Here is a 16,818-nt window from a genome sequence, read left to right as displayed (position 1 = left end):
CAAAATAAATGGAAATTTCGGCTTAGTTCGCTTTAAGAAAATCAATAATTTGCTGACATGAATCACCATCTCCGTACGGATTATGGGCTTCAGCCATCTCAGCATAAATATTTGGATTTTCAAGTAACTCTATGACTGAACGCTCAATAGTTTCTGTATCTGTACCAACTAAACGTACCGTTCCTGCATGAACCGCTTCAGGTCTTTCAGTGGTATCTCGCATAACCAGCACGGGCTTACCCAATGATGGTGCTTCTTCTTGAATACCACCAGAATCGGTTAGAATCAGATAACTACGATTCATCAAATACACAAAAGGCAAATAATCTTGTGGGGCGATCAAATGAATATTGGCGATACCCGCTAACAGCTCGTTAACAGGTTGTTGTACATTCGGATTTAAATGTACAGGATAAACAATTTGAATATCAGGATATTTTTTAGCTAAATTCGCCAATGCTTTGCAGATATTTAAAAAGCCCTGCCCAAAATTCTCACGACGGTGTCCTGTGACTAATATGAGTTTTTTATCTGCATCAAGGAATGGAAATTCTTGCTGAAATTGCATGACCAGTTGTTGGTCTTGTTCTACTTTTTGTTTGACTTGTAGTAAAGCATCAATCACGGTGTTTCCTGTCACGACTATATTTGCAGGATTCACATTTTCTTTAATTAAATTGTTATATGATGATTGAGTCGGAGCAAAATGATAATTTGCAAGTACACCGGTTAATTTTCGATTGGCTTCTTCTGGCCAAGGGGAATATAGATCACCTGTGCGCAAGCCCGCTTCGACATGACCTACTTTTATTTTGTGATAATACGCAGCCAATGAAGCAGCAAAGGTCGTAGCGGTATCACCATGCACCAAAACCACATCGGGCGTCCATGCGTCAAAAACCTGTTCTAGCCCTTTAAGTACCCCAGAGGTCACATCTGAAAGTGTTTGCCCTGGTTTCATCAAATTCAAATCAAAGTCTGGTGTTAATTCAAATAAACTCAACACCTGATCCAACATTTGACGATGTTGACCTGTCACACAGACTTTAGTTTCAAAGTCTTCATTAAACTGTTGTAACTTTAAGGCCAAAGGGGCCATTTTTATCGCTTCTGGTCGAGTACCAAATACTAATAAAACTTTTTTCACCCAATTCACCCTTTTTATGTATGACGTTCTATCTATTTATGAGTTTAAATCAAATTAACCCATAAAATATTTCATTCTATTTGCCAATTTTGTCGTGTCATATAGTGCGAAAGAATGATCGCCGCAAGATGAACTTAAATCAATAAATTCAATCAAACACAACCTAAAATGGCAACAAATAACAAGTAATTCTGATCTCTTATTTAAAGCAATCCAACATTGTTTTTGCCACTACAACTCTTTACCACTTCAATGTGTCAAAGCAAAACTCTTTAACTTTTCTAATACATTGTAGTGACTCAGATTTTATGCATCAATGTCACAAATGCTCCATCTTCCAATCCTTTCGAATACCCTCATCGCTTTCATGGGAACTATGCTATCCCTTTACTACTGCGAAACGGGCGTACTATAGCAGATTTTTAATTTAGCCCCCATTTGAATTGTATGATTGTTTTTAACAACCCAATTCTAAGCATTCCAAATGCTAACTTCTATATTATTCAGATAAACTAAACATACAAACCGAAATGATTCTTTTATGCTTTTTTGATCTTTTTCAGCTAGAATTAGCCCAATTCTAAGTCCAAAGATATGTTGTTGTGTAACAACAGATATAACTATTCAAGGGTCGAGTGTGAAGCATTATCAACTTTTTTCCATTCTTGCGATTAGTCTTAGTGCTACAGCTTGTGCTGTTACTTCTGGCTTACAAACATACGATATTCCGAGTGAAGGCGTTTACACCACAGACCAAGGAACTGATGTTAATGTTATAAAAATTACGCAGGACAATTTACCCGCGATTCAGCCCGCTCAAATCGATTATCGAAATAATTACACCGCACTTTTTAAACAACAGCAACAAGCCTACCGTCTGAGCTCTGGGGATGTGCTCTCTATTCAACTTTGGGCGTATCCCGAAATTACTCCGCCAGTCAACAACCTCACCAATGATCAATCAATTCAAGCCAATGGCTATCCAATTGATTATAATGGTTTTGTTCAAGTTCCTTTGGTTGGCCGCTATAAAGCTGCAGGCAAAACACTCGCACAACTCAACACTGACCTACGTAGTCAATTTGCGCGTTATCTAAAAAACCCTGATGTGATTGTGCGAGTACTATCTTATCAAGGTCAACGCTATTCGGTTCAAGGTAGTGTCATTAAGGGCGGTCAATTCTTTCTGAATGACCAACCAATTAGTATCTATACCGCTCTAGGAATGGCTGGAGGTGTCACAGATAAAGGTGATAATACCTTTATCCAACTCATTCGCAATGGTATTACTTATGACCTTAATACCATTGCACTAGAAAAATCTGGCTATTCACTACATAAACTATTGGTACAACCCAATGATACGATTTATGTCAGTTCAAGAGAAAATCAAAAAATTTATGTGATGGGTGAGTCTGGTAAAAACCAAGCCTTGCCAATGCGCGACCAAGGCATGACCTTAAGTGATGCTTTAGGTGAAAGTTTAGGTCTCAACCCACTTTCGGCCAGTGCTAGTCGTATTTATGTACTTCGCACTAATCCCCAAGATCGTCACACTGAACTGTATCACTTGAATTTAGTAAGTTTGGGTGATTTTGGTCTTGCCAATCAGTTTAGACTACGTAGTAATGATATTGTCTATGTTGACGCAACTGGCCTGACTCGCTGGCAACGTGTTATCAACCAAGTTATTCCGTTCTCTAGTGCGTTATACAATTTTGATCGTCTAGGGCAATAATTGAATGGATATTAAAACTGTTTTAGTCGTTTGCGTCGGCAATATTTGCCGCAGTCCAATGGCAGAGTATTTACTCAAACAGCAACACCCTGACCTGCAAATTGAATCCGCAGGTATTTCTGGGTTGATTGGACATGCGGCTGATGATAAGGCACAGCTGTGTATGCAGCGTTTGAATATTGATATGAGTGCGCATATTGCCAAAAAACTCAATGCTGGTCACCTTAAACAGGCAGATCTGATTTTAGTGATGAGCAATAATCAGCAAAAGCATATTGAGCAAACATGGCCATTTGCGAAAGGGAAAGTTTTCCGTCTAGGACATTGGCAAAACAAAAACGTACCTGATCCCTATCAACACGATCAGACTTTTTTTGATAATACCTGTCAGCTGATTCAACAGTGTGTGACTGACTGGAAAAATTATATTTAACTTTTTTAGATTAAGATTATGAGCCAAAATACCAATACTGAAGATACGATTGACCTAAAAGAGCTGTTCTTTGCTTTGATTGCACAATGGAAGCTTATTGCGCTGTGTATTATTCTAAGCTTGGTGCTTGCTTTACTGTACCTACGTGCTACCCCAGATACGTATTCAGTCGATGCTTTGGTTCAAGTGGAAGACAGCAAAGGTGCATCTGCGGCACTGCTTGGTGATCTTTCACAAATGATTGAGCAAAAATCGCCCGCTCAGTCTGAAATCGAAATTTTAAAGTCACGTTTAGTTTTAGGCTCAGTGATCCAAGCACTCCATCTAGACCTTGAAATTGCAAGTTCAGAAGATACTTTTTCACATCGTTTATTTAATAAATCAGATTATGCCACCGAATATACCCCTAAAGGTGTCATTTTTAACGATGAGCAAAAAGCTTTTGATATTAAACAATTCGATGTCCCAAATTATTACCTAGATAAAAAACTTAACTTAAGTTTTAAAGATCATAGTTTTAGCTTAACTGATCCAAAAACTGATGAAGTACTTTTAACCGCACCGCTAAATAAGCTTAATCAACTCAGCACACGAGCAGGCGTTTGGAAGATTGCGATCTTTAGCAATGATACCTTTGATACGCACTATTTCGTGCAAAAGAATTCTTTACCTGCTGCCGTCCAAGCGATCCTTTCCAACTACTCTGTAGCTGAAAAGGGCAAACTGACGGGAATTTTAGGACTAAATTATCAAGGTCAAGATAAAGAACATATTTCAAAGGTTTTAAATGCGATTTTAGCGGCATATAGTGCACAGAATGTAGAACGTCGTTCTGCTGAAACGGCACAAACCTTAAAATTCTTAGATGAACAGCTACCAGACCTGAAAAAGCAACTGGATGATGCGGAACGCGAATTCAATAAATTCCGTCAAAAATATAATACAGTGGATGTGACCAAAGAATCTGAACTGTATTTAACCCAAAGCATTACCTTAGAAACCAAAAAGATCGAGTTACAACAACAACAAGCCGATCTAGCAGCCAAATACACGGCTCAGCACCCTGCTATGCGTGAAATTAATGCTCAAATTGGGGCTATTGATAAACAAATTGCAGATCTAAACAGTACCTTAAAGCAACTGCCTGATGTGCAAAGACAATATCTACAACTTTATCGGGAAGTTGAAGTTAAGGCGCAGCTTTACACTGCATTATTAAACTCTTATCAACAGTTACGTATTGCTAAAGCAGGTGAGATTGGCAATGTACGTATCGTAGATACCGCGGTGGAACCTGTCGAGCCAATTAAACCGAAAAAATTGCAAATCCTGATTTTATCAATTTTCTTGGGCGCTTTTTTAGGAACTTTAATTGCGCTAATACGTAATATGCTTCGTACAGGCGTGAAAGATTCGACGCAAATCGAAACCGAGTTTGATCTACCAGTTTACGCTACGGTCCCACGCTCTCCAGTGCAAGAAACACGTATTAGTATCTTAAAGAAGAAGAAGTCTATTCCTATTCTTGCGGTTAAACATAATGATGATATCGCCGTAGAAAGCTTACGTAGTATTCGAACGGCGATTCATTTTGCACTCGCAAATGCCAAGAACAATATCATCATGATTGCAGGTCCTTCACCTGAAGTTGGTAAATCATTTATCTCGACCAACTTAGCTACGATTTTTGCTCAAAGTAATAAAAAAGTACTCATCATCGATGCCGATATGCGTCGTGGGTATCTGCATAAATATTTTAATGTAGAGATCAAGCCTGGTTTATCAGAATATTTAAGCCATCAGGCTGACCTCAATCAAGTGATACACCAAACTGAGATCTCAGGTTTAAGTGTGATTACACGAGGAAAAAACCCAACCAATCCTTCTGAAATGCTCGGTTCAGAACAGTTTAAATTGTTATTGGAACAGCTGAGTCAACAATACGATCACATCATTATTGATACACCGCCAATCTTGGCTGTTACCGATGGTATTATTATTTCTCAATACGCGGGTGTAAATTTAATCATCGCTCGTTATGCCAAGTCACAAATGAAAGAGCTTGAACTGAGTTTAAATCGTTTTGAGCAAGCCAATGTAAAAGTCAATGGATTTATCTTAAACGATATTCAACGCTCAAGTGCAGGTTATGGCTATGGCTATAACTACTCATATGCCTATAAAGCGCATAAAGATGATTAAACCGAGTACAATTTAATTGTTCAAAAAACCAGATCATGTGATCTGGTTTTTTTATGCTTAAACACATAAATATTATAAAAAACACACGCATTTTTGCTGTTAATTATTCAATGCTTCAACGCATACATGCTAAGATCAATGCCATATTTTTTATTCAAATCTCGCTTTGGGACATCTCATGAGTAAAGCTTTACCTTTCGTTGTCGCAGCTGTTTTAGGCGGTGCAGCGCTCGTTCCTATTTACTACGCTACCAAGAATCCAACCACTGAGCTTGGTGCCAAGGCTGACAAAAATGCAGCACCTGTTGCAAAAATCAGTTATGCATTAGGCTATGAAGTGGCGAAACAAACACCACCAGAATTAGAAACCAGTGCATTTATTACAGGTTTCCGTGACGCACATGCGCAGAAACCTGCTGCCTATACAGAAGAAGAGTTACAAGCAGCGTATGTCGAGTTCCAAAAACAGCAACAACAGAAACAAGTCGCTGAAACCAAAAAAACTGAAGCAACCAACAACAGTTTCTTAACAGAAAATGCGAAAAAAGAAGGCGTGAAAACCACAGCTTCAGGCTTGCAATACAAGATCACCAAAGAAGGTACAGGTAAGCAACCTGTCGCGACATCTGTTGTAAAAGTTCATTACAAAGGCCAACTTGCTGATGGTAAAGTCTTTGACAGCTCTTATGATCGTGGTGAGCCAATTGAGTTCCCATTGAATCAAGTGATTCCAGGTTGGACTGAAGGCTTACAGCTAATGAAAGAAGGTGGTAAAGCAACTTTCTATATTCCAGCAAACTTAGGTTACGGTGAACAAGGTGTACCAGGTTCGATCCCACCGAATAGCACATTAATTTTTGATGTAGAATTAATCGCTGTAAAATAATGATCTAAGGAGAGCCTGTGCTCTCCTTTATTTTTGGAAGAAATAATGAAAAGATTAGGTCTCATTTTAATTGCTTCAACCATCGGAACGGTTCAAGCAGCACCTATTACACAAAAAAGCCCACAAAAAGATCAACTCGGATATAGCTACGGTTATCTGATGGGCAGAGGCAATGCTGAAACTTTAAAAGATTTAAATATTGAAACCTTTGTGCAGGGTTTACAAGAAGCTGTACAAGGTAAAGCTGCATCCTTGACCGACGAAGAAATGGCCAATGTTCTGAATCAATATAAAAAGCGCTTAGAAGCCAAACAATTGGTTGAGTTTCAAGAACAAGCGCAAAAAAATGATCAAGCAGGAAAAGCTTTTTTAGCTGAAAATAGCAAAAAGGCGGATATCGTCAGTACAAAATCAGGCCTACAATATCAAGTTCTAGAACAAGGTAAAGGTAAGTCTCCAAAAGCAAGCTCTACCGTTAAAGTCAATTATGAAGGTCGTCTACTTGATGGCACCGTATTTGATAGTTCAATTGCACGAAACCACCCGCTTGAATTTAAGCTGAGCCAAGTAATTGCAGGTTGGACTGAAGGTGTTCAAACCATGAAAGAAGGTGGTAAATCACGTTTCTTTATTCCAGCAAATCTGGCCTATGGCGATGTCGGTTCTGGCGATGCGATTGGCCCAAATAGTACATTGATTTTTGATATTGAATTACTTGAAGTGAAATAATAAAAAACCCTCCATTCGGAGGGTTTAATTTTTCAATGCGTTTAAGCTTTCAAATGTCTTGGACGGAAGCCCATAACCAACAATCCAATCACATAAGCCACCACCCCGATCACACATAAACCCGTCACTTCAGCAATACGTAACCATTGCGAAATATCGCCTTGGTACCAAGTTAATCCGTACCAAAGCGCAGCAATCATAACGATATTGGCAACCGTATATTGCACTGCAAGTTTCTTCCAATGCGCACCAAAACGATAGATATTACGTTTATGTAAATAGAAGTACAGCATACCCGCATTCACCAAAGCCGAGCCCGATGATGCTAAAGCGAGTGCCATATGTTCAGCATGCCAATCGATCAACTTAAACAAGCCAATAAAGACGACGTTTAGAATCGCATTGGCTGCCACTGCCATTAAACCGACACGGACAGGCGTTTTGGTATCTTGTTGTGCATAGAAGCCTGGTGCAAACACTTTAATCAACATAAATGAAATCACACCTGCACTCATACATTGCAGTGCCAAGGCTGTCATTCGTGTATCTTCCACGGTAAATTCACCACGTTGGAACAGCGCTTGAATAATCGGTGTCGACAGCATAAATAACGCAATACTCGCAGGAATCCCCACCAGCATAATAATCTTCGCGGCCCAATCAATCATCCCTCTAAATTTGGCTTGATCTTGCTCTGCATGGCGTGCGGACAGCGAAGGTAAGATCACCGTACCAATCGCCACACCAATCAATCCCAATGGTAACTCAGTCATACGCTCTGCACTATATAGCCATGACACCGAACCATCTTGCATGAATGATGCCCAGATCGTATTGAGTAGTAAGTTAATCTGAGTCACTGACACCCCAAATAAAGCAGGCAGCATCAACTTTAAAATACGATCCACACCTTCATGTTTGAAGTCCACTTTAGGTGGAATCAATAAGTTCTTCTTCCATAATTCAGGAATCTGAATCGCCAACTGTAAAACACCTGCTGCTACCACGGCCCAACCCAAGGCCATAATTGGCTCAGCCATATACGGCGTCAGCCACCATGCCCCTGCAATCATTGCCACATTCAGCAGTACTGGAGAAAAAGCAGGTGAAGCAAATGAACCATAGCTGTTGAGGATACTGCTGGCAAAGGCCGTCAACGACATAAACATCAGATACGGAATAGTCAGGCGGAACATATCCACGGCGAGGTCAAACTTCGCAGGGTCGTTATGAAAACCAGGCGCATACAAATAAATAATCGCGGGAGCAGCCACCATTGCCACAAAGGTCAATAACGACATAGCCGTAAGTAAACAACCAAACACCCGACTAATGAGAATCTGGACTTCGGCATGCGCACGGCTGGTTTTATATTCTGTTAAGACAGGAATAAAAGCTTGAGAAAATGCCCCCTCAGCAAACAATCGTCTGAAAAAGTTGGGAATACGAAAGGCAACAACAAAGGTATCGAAGTCCTTACCTGCGCCAAACACATTGAGCAGTACAACATCACGTACCAAACCCAATACTCGGGATAACATCGTCATTGCACTGACAATTACAGTCGATCGCCACAATGCCATCGCATTCACCTACGGCTTATATTTTAAAAAGCGTTATTGTAATGAAAGTCCAAATAGATTGCGTTGTGAAATTATAAATCTGACCATGTTTTTTGGGCGAATTTCTGTTGAGACAATAAGTTCCGAAACAATTGCCAATCAAAATATTCACCTGGATCGGTTTTACGTTTTGGCGCGATATCCGAATGACCTGCAATATGATTTTGAATTTTTGGATATGCTTGGCGTAAAGTGTTCACAACTTCAACCAATGCTTGATATTGCTCAGGTTCGAAAGGTAGATCATCACTGCCCTCCAGTTCGATGCCAATCGAATAATCGTTGCATTCTTTCAAGGCCAAATAGCTAGAACGGCCTGCATGCCACGAACGGTCCTTAAAATTAACAAACTGAATCACTTCACCTGTACGCAAAATCAATAGATGCGCTGAAACCTTCATCCCCTCAATGGTTTGGAAATAAGGATGTAATGACCAATCCAGCTGATTCTGAAAGAATTGTTGAATATAGCCTCCACCAAACTGTGAAGGTGGCAAACTAATATTATGAATAACAATCAGTTGAATATCAGTATAGGCAGGTCGCGCATTAAAGTTGGGCGATGAAATTTGTGTCGCATCTTCCAAGATTCCATCTTGAACTTGAGTAAATCTAGATTGTTGCATGGTGACCCGAATCAGCAATTTAATATTTATCTTGCCCATTCTGACATGCTTTATCATGAATAATCGAGATGAAATACTTATTTTTTATGAGTAGAGTGCTAATATAACGCACAAGTTTTTTAGTCAAAAATACACTGGAAATGGTATGAGTATCCCTCAATCTTTGCTTGAACAATCTATTCAAATCAATATTCAACAAGCATTACAAGAAGATATCGGGGACGGCGATATTACCGCCATGCTCACACCTGAAGATGAACAAGCCACTGCAACCATTATTACACGTGAAGATATGGTGTTGGCGGGCCAGCCTTGGGTCAATGCCTTAATTCAAGCCTATGACAGTTCTGTTCAAATCACATGGCTCAAACAAGAAGGTGAGCATGTTGCAGCAAATGAAGCATTCTTAAAACTTGCTGGCGCTGCACGTAGTTTACTCACCGTAGAACGTCCTGCTTTAAACTTTGTGCAAACACTCTCAGCAGTCGCAACTAAAACCGCCAGCTATGTGCAACAGCTTGATGGTTTACATACTCAACTACTCGATACCCGTAAAACCTTGCCCGGCCTACGTATTGCACAGAAATACGCGGTTGCTATCGGCGGCGGACAAAATCATCGCTTAGGTCTATTTGATGCATTTTTGATTAAAGAAAATCACATCATGGCTGCAGGTGGAATTGCTCAAGCAATTGCCAAGGCACATACCATTGCACCCGGCAAACCTGTAGAGGTTGAAGTAGAGACCTGGGATGAACTGAATCAAGCACTTGAAGCGGGTGCTGATATTGTGATGCTGGACAATTTTAGCCAACAACAAATGATTGATGCGGTCAAGCATGTGGCTGGTCGTTGTAAATTAGAAGCCTCAGGTAACATTACCATTGAGAATCTACGTGAAGTGGCCACCACTGGCGTGGATTACATCTCAATGGGTGTATTGACCAAAGATGTGAGAGCAGTTGATTTATCTATGCGTTTTAACGGCTAAGTCTGATCAGACTCATTGTCCAGACCTCGAGATTTTTGTGCAGCGGGAATCTCTGTTTTGGTTGTCATCTGAGCCGTTTCAATTTGTTCACTCCACGCTGATTTGGCTTCGGTTGAATCAGTGGGTCGTGGATCTGCCGCCATCAAGACAAAAGTCACGGCGGTCAGTAACACTAGAAAAACTTGTAACATCGTGATCCCCTAAAAACGCTTAATTTCAATTTGTGTTCAATCTATCAAAGCAACATGAGCCAAATCTGAGGGCTTTGTTACAACATGCAAATGCTCAGTGCGCTATTTGTTGACGATGATGTATTTGTGTCTACTTTCATTTCAATCTATGTAAGCTTAAAATGCTAAGCAGCTCAATTTATTAAAATAATAAGTATGGATACCGTATTCGAAGCCGTGTTTCATGTGCTGTTTAAGCTGTTCCGTTTTCTAATCATTGACCTGATTTTTGAGATTATTATTGAAGGTGTGGTTCGTAGCATCGGCTATGCGGTTGTACGTTGCTATCGCCTCGGGCAGCAGGTAGATTTTGACAGTACTGAAGTATTTGTTGTCGGTTTTATCACGCTGCTCATGTTGATTTTTCTCTGTATCTACTGGTTTTTACTACGATAATTTTCAGCCTATAAAAAGCAGTTTAAGCGTTCACTTAAACTGCTAATTTAACTTGTGTATGAAAAGCTTTAGCTGCCCGAGAAACCCATATAAGGATCAGAAATGGAGTCCTCATTAGTCTCAATACGACCTGCAAAACGGCGGCTATAGCTTGGATCATTTTCAATAGTGACGGTAAAATCATACCAGCCACCAAACTGACTCATATCCCAACTGAGTTCTGTTTCAGTCGCTGCTGTTTCAATTTGCCAGCTCTTATTCGGTAAATAGGCATTGGCCTTCACCACCAGTTTCGCTGTTTGTGCAGCGTCATTACGAACTTTTAGGAAAATTTTTGGATCACACTCTTCCATACAGACACGAACTTCTGGCAGTGCTTGAATTTGTGCTGTCTGAGCCAAATTTCCCTTAAAACCGCGATGGAAACCATTTGGGCCCAGTACCCATAAATCATATTGATTATCTTTACTTTGCCAAACATCATCCAGTTGCTTACCTGCTTCCACCATATAACGGCGCGGCACATCATCCAGATTCAATTTGTCATAGACATGAAAAACTGCGGCATGGCTCCCTGTATTCGCGAACATCAATTTGACCGTTTTCGCGGTGGCATCGACTTTGGCACTGGTATGCAGGATATAAGGCAGCGCACGCGATGGACGGATCCCCATCTCCTGAACTGGATCAGTCTGACTCAGCGGACGACTGACTGGTTTCAAGTCAGCCTGTGCTTTACGAATGGCATCAGCCTCTGCTTTGCTCTTCTTACCTGATAAATCAGGTATAGGGAGTAAATTAGGGGTTTTAAAATTAAAGGCAGTGGTTAAATCACCACACACCGCGCGACGATACGGACTGATATTTGGCTCTTGTACACCAAAACATTGTTCCAAGAATCGGATCACTGAAGAATGATCAAACACTTGTGAATTGACCCAGCCACCGCGACTCCACGGTGAAATAATATACATCGGCACCCGAACCCCTGGCCCATAGACCCCAACGCCATTACTCACTTCAGGATCGGTAAAATTTGGCTGTCCATTCGAAGCTTTGGCATGTGTTGCATATTCATAAGACATCTGTTCTTTGCTGAGCGTTGATTTGCCATATACCGTGCCAGATGCATCCATTGAAGGTGCACTTGGTGAAGGTACATGATCAAAGAAACCATCATTTTCATCAAAATTGATTAAGAAAACGGTTTGGCTCCACAGTTCTGGACGTTCAGTCAGCGCACTGAGAACCTCTTGGATATACCATGCTCCCTGCACTGGGCTTGATGGCCCTGGATGTTCACTATAGGTTGCAGGTGCGACCAACCAACTTACTTGCGGCAATTGTCCTTTGGCAATGTCTTCTTTAAATGTTCCCAAAAAGCCACCATCTGGCATGGTATTGGCAATGCCTTTATAGAGTGGCTGGGTTGCATCAATAGCGGGGTCATAGGCTGGACAGATGGTGCTGTTATTGACGGGTTTACCTGATAACTCATTGGCACGGCGATACTTTTTAAATCCTGCTAATGGATTATCGGTAAAGTTATCAGGCATGTTTTGATAAACTTTCCAGCTTACACCTGCTTGTTGTAAACGCTCAGGATAGGTGGTCCAGTCATAACCTGTGGTCGATGGACCAATCGCATCCAGATCGTTGACTACACTGGCAACATTCGCTCCTGTTGGACCATTGGTGCCCGTCCAGATAAACATACGGTTTGAGTTGGTACCCGTGTGCATGGCGCAGTGATAAGCATCGCACAGGGTAAAAGCATTGGCTAAGGCAAACTGGAATTCCACTTCCTGTTGCTTATAATAGCCCATTGATTGTGGCTCCTTGTATTGCACCCAACTACCCATCCGCCCATGATCCCAAGCATATTGACCATCTGTCCACGAATGTGGCGTACCTCTGACACGCTGCGCATTGCCGCGGCTGCTGTCTAAATGATAGGGATAGACCTTATTCTTATTGGCATCATACTGCTCCCATACTTTACGCCCTTGGCTTAAAGGAATAGTAAAACGGTCACCAAAACCACGCACTCCCTTCAAAGTCCCGAAATAATTATCAAAAGAACGATTCTCTTGAGTCAGAATCACCACATGTTTAACGTCTTTGATGGTGCCTGTTTCTACCTTAGCATCAATCGCAAGGGCTTTTTGAATACTCATGGGGAAGCTGGTCAGTGCAGCTGTACCAAACAAGGCTTTGGTTGAATTTAATAAAAAATCGCGACGATTCATTGGTTTATTTCCTTATTATTATGTTTATGGCGCACAGTGGATTTTGCAGGTAGATGTTGGCGGCTTTGGATTTGGCGTAGGATTATTATTGTTATCGCCATCACTGTCGTTACAGGCACTGAGTAACAAGCAACTGCTGCTAAGCAACGCTAAAAGGAAATTTCGCATTTTACTATCCGTTAAATATCAGTGCAGATAGTCAATACAATATAAATGACAATTGAATGATGATTTGATCGCAATTCAATGACAAAAAATGGATAAAAAAAAGGCGGTCTAAAAAAACCAGACCGCCCGCACTATCAACTGGAACTTACCAACCGAGTGCCTGCTGTTGCTTCTGAATCAATTCCGCGATTCCTTTTTCTGCAAGCTCTAACATGGCATTGCACTGCTGACGGGTAAACGGTTTATCTTCTGCCGTTCCTTGAATTTCAATAAATTCGCCAGCCTGTGTCATCACCACGTTTAAATCGGTTTGGCAATTTGAATCTTCTTCGTAGCATAAATCGAGTAGCACTTCGTCCTGATACATCCCGACTGAAATTGCTGCGACTAAGCTTTTTAATGGATCCTGTTTAATTTTCTTGTTGCTGAGCAATACGTTCATCGCATCAACCAAAGCCACCGCTGCGCCTGTAATCGCCGCAGTACGGGTACCGCCATCCGCTTGAATCACATCACAGTCAATCGTAATGGTGTTCTCGCCTAATTTCTTCAAATCCACCATGGCACGTAAGCTACGACCAATTAAACGCTGAATTTCTTGCGTACGTCCCGTTTGCTTTCCACGTGCTGCTTCACGATCACTACGAGTATGGGTTGAACGCGGTAACATGCCATATTCAGCAGTCACCCAGCCTTGTCCCTGACCTTTCAAGAACCGTGGTACTGAGTTCTCAATACTTGCGGTACACAACACTTTAGTATGACCAAACTCAACCAAAACTGAGCCTTCTGCGTAACGAGTAAAGTTACGGGTAATTTTGACCTCACGTAATTGGTCTAATGTTCTTTGGTCAATACGCATAACGATTCCTTAAAACTATGGCACAAATATCATTGCGCCATAGTATATCTCAATTACACGTGCTTCCAGTTTTACTTATTCGTTACAATTCACAGAATTAGTCATCGCTTAAGCAAACTTAAACTTCGATTTGAAATTCGCCCAAGTTTGAGTCACTTGTGCAGCCATGTCATTCGGCAAAGAACATCTTGCTAAACGAACCCAAACCGTCCAGAACTGCTTCATAAAGTTGGCTTCGTTATAATTCACGCCATACTCAGCACATAAAGCTCTGATTTGTGGTGCAACTTGCTCATAACGATTGGCAGGCATATCTGGGAATAAATGATGCTCAATCTGATGGCTCAAATTACCGCTCATGAAGTGCATCCACTTCCCACCTGTAAAGTTACTCGAACCACGAATCTGACGCAGATACCACTGTGCTTTGGTCTCATTCTCTGTGTTGTCTGCTTCAAAGGTTTCCGCATCCTCAGTAAAGTGACCATTAAAAATCACCGCTGACGACCATAAATTACGCATGATGTTCGCAACCGCATTTCCCGCTAAAACAGGAATAAAGTTAATCGTTGCAATTGCAGGGAAAAAGACATAATCCTTTAACACCTGACGCGTTGCTTTTTTACGGAAATCAGACGCATCCGCCCAAACCTGTTTCCAAGTTTTGGTTTTATAAACCAATGCATCTTCCAAATGCAGGTTTTGTACCCCGACATACCATTGGAAAAAGAACATCAATTGTAAAGCCAATGGGATATTAGCCAAATGGCGTACTTCCCATTTTTGGTCTTCTGTCACCCGTAAAATGCCATAACCGACATCATGGTCTTTACCAACAATATTGGTATAGGTGTGATGCATATAATTGTGTGTGAAGCGCCAATCATTGCCTGAACAGGTGTTATCCCAATCGTAGTCTTCACCACGTAAGCTTGGGTCATTTAACCAGTCAAACTGACCATGCATCACATTATGTCCAAGCTCCATATTCTCGACGATTTTAGACACACCCAGCATGGCGGTTCCCAACAACCATACGGGTGGAATCCAACCACCGAACATCAACATGCCACGTGATGCAATTTCGGTATAACGTACAAAATTACGCACGTTATAAATATATTTTGAATCCTGCTCACCGAGGTTTTGCATCACGTCTAGGCGTATTTGCTCGACACGACGACCAAACTCTTCGACTTGTTCTGGGGTTAAATGTGCTGACTTTGATACGGTTTTAAATTCTAATGCCATATTCATTGTGTTGATCCTCAAATATCTTTGTTTTTATAGGTCAATCGTGACTGGGCTTAAGGCCTGGCTCACACATAACTTGATTGGACGATTCGGTTGATCATCAATTTCGCCAGTGATCACGTTCTGCGTCACACCACTGACCTTGGTACAGCTACAGCGGTTACACACGCCCATACGACACCCATGTTGTGGACGTAAACCTGCTTGTTCTGCACTGCTGAGTAGATTGGTCGTTGCAATAAAATTCTGTTGTGCACGACGGAAACTAATCGGTTGAGCTGCATTTGAATGCTCAATCTGGATCGGTTGGAAAAACTCTTGATGAAAATTTCCAGCTGCATCCTGTTGCATATACATCTTTTGCGCTTGGCGCATCATGCTGTGGTGACCACAGGCATAAGCCTGCACATCTTTATAATTGGGTACTAATTTCTCTAACAATGCGGCATCTAAATGCTGTTTTTGCTCTGCCGTATTAAAGAAATGATAATTTAACTGTGGATATTGCTCAGCCAAAGCCAAGATGTCCTGATGCAACACCTCTGCACGGTTAAAATAAACCACATGAATTTGTTCAAGCTGCTGTTCTACTGCTTGTTTCAATAAAGAATAAATGGCAGTAATACCTGAACCTGAAGCAATCAGTAATGCAGGTTGCTGACCTTGATGTAATACAAAGTCACCTTGTGCCTGTGAAATCTCGAAGCTGTCCCCAACACGCAAGTGTTGTGCTGCTTTAGACACTACACCCTGAACTTTAATCCCAAAGCGGATTTCACCTTGTGGCGTGACATCGATAATTGAATAACTACGTTGTTGATATACCCCATTGATCATCAAGGTAATCAAAACACTTTGACCTGCTTTGACTTGGCTAAAATCAAAATTATGATTTGGCTTTACGGTCAATAACACCATATCCGAGCTGAGTGGCTGTACGGCGGTCACTTCTGCAAGAATGCGTTTCCAAGCAAAGGTTGGTTTTATTTTTTGCAAAATAAAATCAACAAAATCTTCTCGAATCCAATGTGGCTGATAACTTAACTCTGCGTTCATACGTTCCTCGTTTTGTATCTGGCTATTTATTTTGAGTGAACAAATGTTCGTGTAGTGAACATGTGTACACTATATTTATTTGTGTTCACTGAGTCAACACTTGTTCACTAATTTTTTGAATAATTTTTATACTTTTTTATAAGCCTTTCAAAATGAGGAAAAAATTAAGAAATCGTCTTATACATTCAGCTCACACTATCCATGTGCGAATGGATGAAAGATCTAAAAC

General features: G+C 41.0%; 15 protein-coding genes. 7 read left to right on the top strand and 8 right to left on the bottom strand.

What is annotated here, in order from left to right:
- Positions 1-22 precede the first annotated feature (22 nt).
- Positions 23-1,147 carry a non-hydrolyzing UDP-N-acetylglucosamine 2-epimerase gene (gene wecB / locus F887_RS17385; RefSeq protein WP_005290804.1) on the bottom strand — a complete coding sequence of 375 codons (1,125 nt, stop codon included), beginning with the start codon at positions 1,145-1,147 and terminating at the stop codon, positions 23-25.
- A gap of 637 nt (positions 1,148-1,784) precedes the next feature.
- Between wecB and F887_RS17390 the strand changes: the two genes are divergently transcribed.
- The 5 genes from F887_RS17390 to F887_RS17410 all read left to right on the top strand — a co-directional run bounded on the left by F887_RS17390 (position 1,785) and on the right by F887_RS17410 (position 7,135).
- Positions 1,785-2,885 carry a polysaccharide biosynthesis/export family protein gene (locus F887_RS17390; RefSeq protein ID WP_005290801.1) on the top strand — a complete coding sequence of 367 codons (1,101 nt, stop codon included), beginning with the start codon at positions 1,785-1,787 and terminating at the stop codon, positions 2,883-2,885.
- A gap of 4 nt (positions 2,886-2,889) precedes the next feature.
- The gene (locus tag F887_RS17395; RefSeq protein ID WP_005290798.1) at positions 2,890-3,318 is read left to right on the top strand and encodes a low molecular weight protein-tyrosine-phosphatase; all 429 of its coding nucleotides are present in this window, start codon (positions 2,890-2,892) and stop codon (positions 3,316-3,318) included.
- 18 nt (positions 3,319-3,336) lie between these two features.
- Entirely contained in the window at positions 3,337-5,520 is a 2,184-nt protein-coding gene (locus F887_RS17400; protein WP_005290795.1) for a polysaccharide biosynthesis tyrosine autokinase, read from the top strand.
- Between the two features lie 178 nt (positions 5,521-5,698).
- Positions 5,699-6,406 (top strand): BamJ family beta-barrel-assembly machinery protein, encoded by a 708-nt coding sequence (locus F887_RS17405; protein ID WP_005290792.1) that lies wholly within the window; start codon positions 5,699-5,701, stop codon positions 6,404-6,406.
- Between the two features lie 45 nt (positions 6,407-6,451).
- A complete protein-coding gene (locus tag F887_RS17410; RefSeq protein ID WP_005290789.1) occupies positions 6,452-7,135 on the top strand; it encodes a BamJ family beta-barrel-assembly machinery protein in 684 nt (227 codons plus the stop codon).
- 41 nt (positions 7,136-7,176) lie between these two features.
- On the opposite strand, the gene murJ is transcribed toward F887_RS17410, so the two are convergent.
- Together murJ and ampD are read right to left on the bottom strand one after the other, a co-directional pair.
- On the bottom strand, positions 7,177-8,727 hold the full coding sequence (gene murJ / locus F887_RS17415) for a murein biosynthesis integral membrane protein MurJ (RefSeq protein ID WP_171067375.1): 1,551 nt from the start codon (positions 8,725-8,727) through the stop codon (positions 7,177-7,179).
- Positions 8,728-8,789: 62 nt separating this feature from the next.
- Positions 8,790-9,383 (bottom strand): 1,6-anhydro-N-acetylmuramyl-L-alanine amidase AmpD, encoded by a 594-nt coding sequence (ampD, locus tag F887_RS17420; RefSeq protein ID WP_032863038.1) that lies wholly within the window; start codon positions 9,381-9,383, stop codon positions 8,790-8,792.
- 145 nt (positions 9,384-9,528) lie between these two features.
- On the opposite strand from ampD, the gene nadC reads away from it, so the two are divergent.
- The gene (nadC, locus tag F887_RS17425) at positions 9,529-10,374 is read left to right on the top strand and encodes a carboxylating nicotinate-nucleotide diphosphorylase (RefSeq protein WP_005290780.1); all 846 of its coding nucleotides are present in this window, start codon (positions 9,529-9,531) and stop codon (positions 10,372-10,374) included.
- On the opposite strand, the gene F887_RS17430 is transcribed toward nadC, so the two are convergent.
- Positions 10,371-10,565, bottom strand: coding sequence for an ABZJ_00068 family colistin stress protein (locus tag F887_RS17430; protein ID WP_005290776.1), 195 nt, complete (start codon positions 10,563-10,565; stop codon positions 10,371-10,373). The genes nadC and F887_RS17430 overlap by 4 nt on opposite strands.
- Positions 10,566-10,760: 195 nt before the next feature.
- Between F887_RS17430 and F887_RS17435 the strand changes: the two genes are divergently transcribed.
- Positions 10,761-11,000 (top strand): hypothetical protein, encoded by a 240-nt coding sequence (locus tag F887_RS17435; protein ID WP_005290773.1) that lies wholly within the window; start codon positions 10,761-10,763, stop codon positions 10,998-11,000.
- Positions 11,001-11,068: 68 nt separating this feature from the next.
- On the opposite strand, the gene F887_RS17440 is transcribed toward F887_RS17435, so the two are convergent.
- The 4 genes from F887_RS17440 to F887_RS17455 all read right to left on the bottom strand — a co-directional run bounded on the left by F887_RS17440 (position 11,069) and on the right by F887_RS17455 (position 16,589).
- Positions 11,069-13,249, bottom strand: coding sequence for a phosphocholine-specific phospholipase C (locus F887_RS17440; RefSeq protein ID WP_005290770.1), 2,181 nt, complete (start codon positions 13,247-13,249; stop codon positions 11,069-11,071).
- A 313-nt stretch (positions 13,250-13,562) separates the two neighbouring features.
- Positions 13,563-14,279: a ribonuclease PH gene (gene rph, locus F887_RS17445; RefSeq protein ID WP_004801766.1), complete on the bottom strand. Its 717-nt coding sequence runs from the start codon at positions 14,277-14,279 to the stop codon at positions 13,563-13,565.
- A 108-nt stretch (positions 14,280-14,387) separates the two neighbouring features.
- On the bottom strand, positions 14,388-15,530 hold the full coding sequence (locus F887_RS17450; protein WP_171067415.1) for a fatty acid desaturase family protein: 1,143 nt from the start codon (positions 15,528-15,530) through the stop codon (positions 14,388-14,390).
- A 33-nt stretch (positions 15,531-15,563) separates the two neighbouring features.
- Positions 15,564-16,589, bottom strand: coding sequence for a ferredoxin reductase (locus F887_RS17455; protein ID WP_005290763.1), 1,026 nt, complete (start codon positions 16,587-16,589; stop codon positions 15,564-15,566).
- Positions 16,590-16,818 lie beyond the last annotated feature (229 nt).

The organism is Acinetobacter sp. NIPH 2100 (assembly GCF_000369805.1).
Lineage (GTDB): Bacteria > Pseudomonadota > Gammaproteobacteria > Pseudomonadales > Moraxellaceae > Acinetobacter.
The sequence above is the reverse complement of the archived record's forward strand: the minus strand, read 5'-3'. Positions and strand labels throughout refer to the sequence as shown.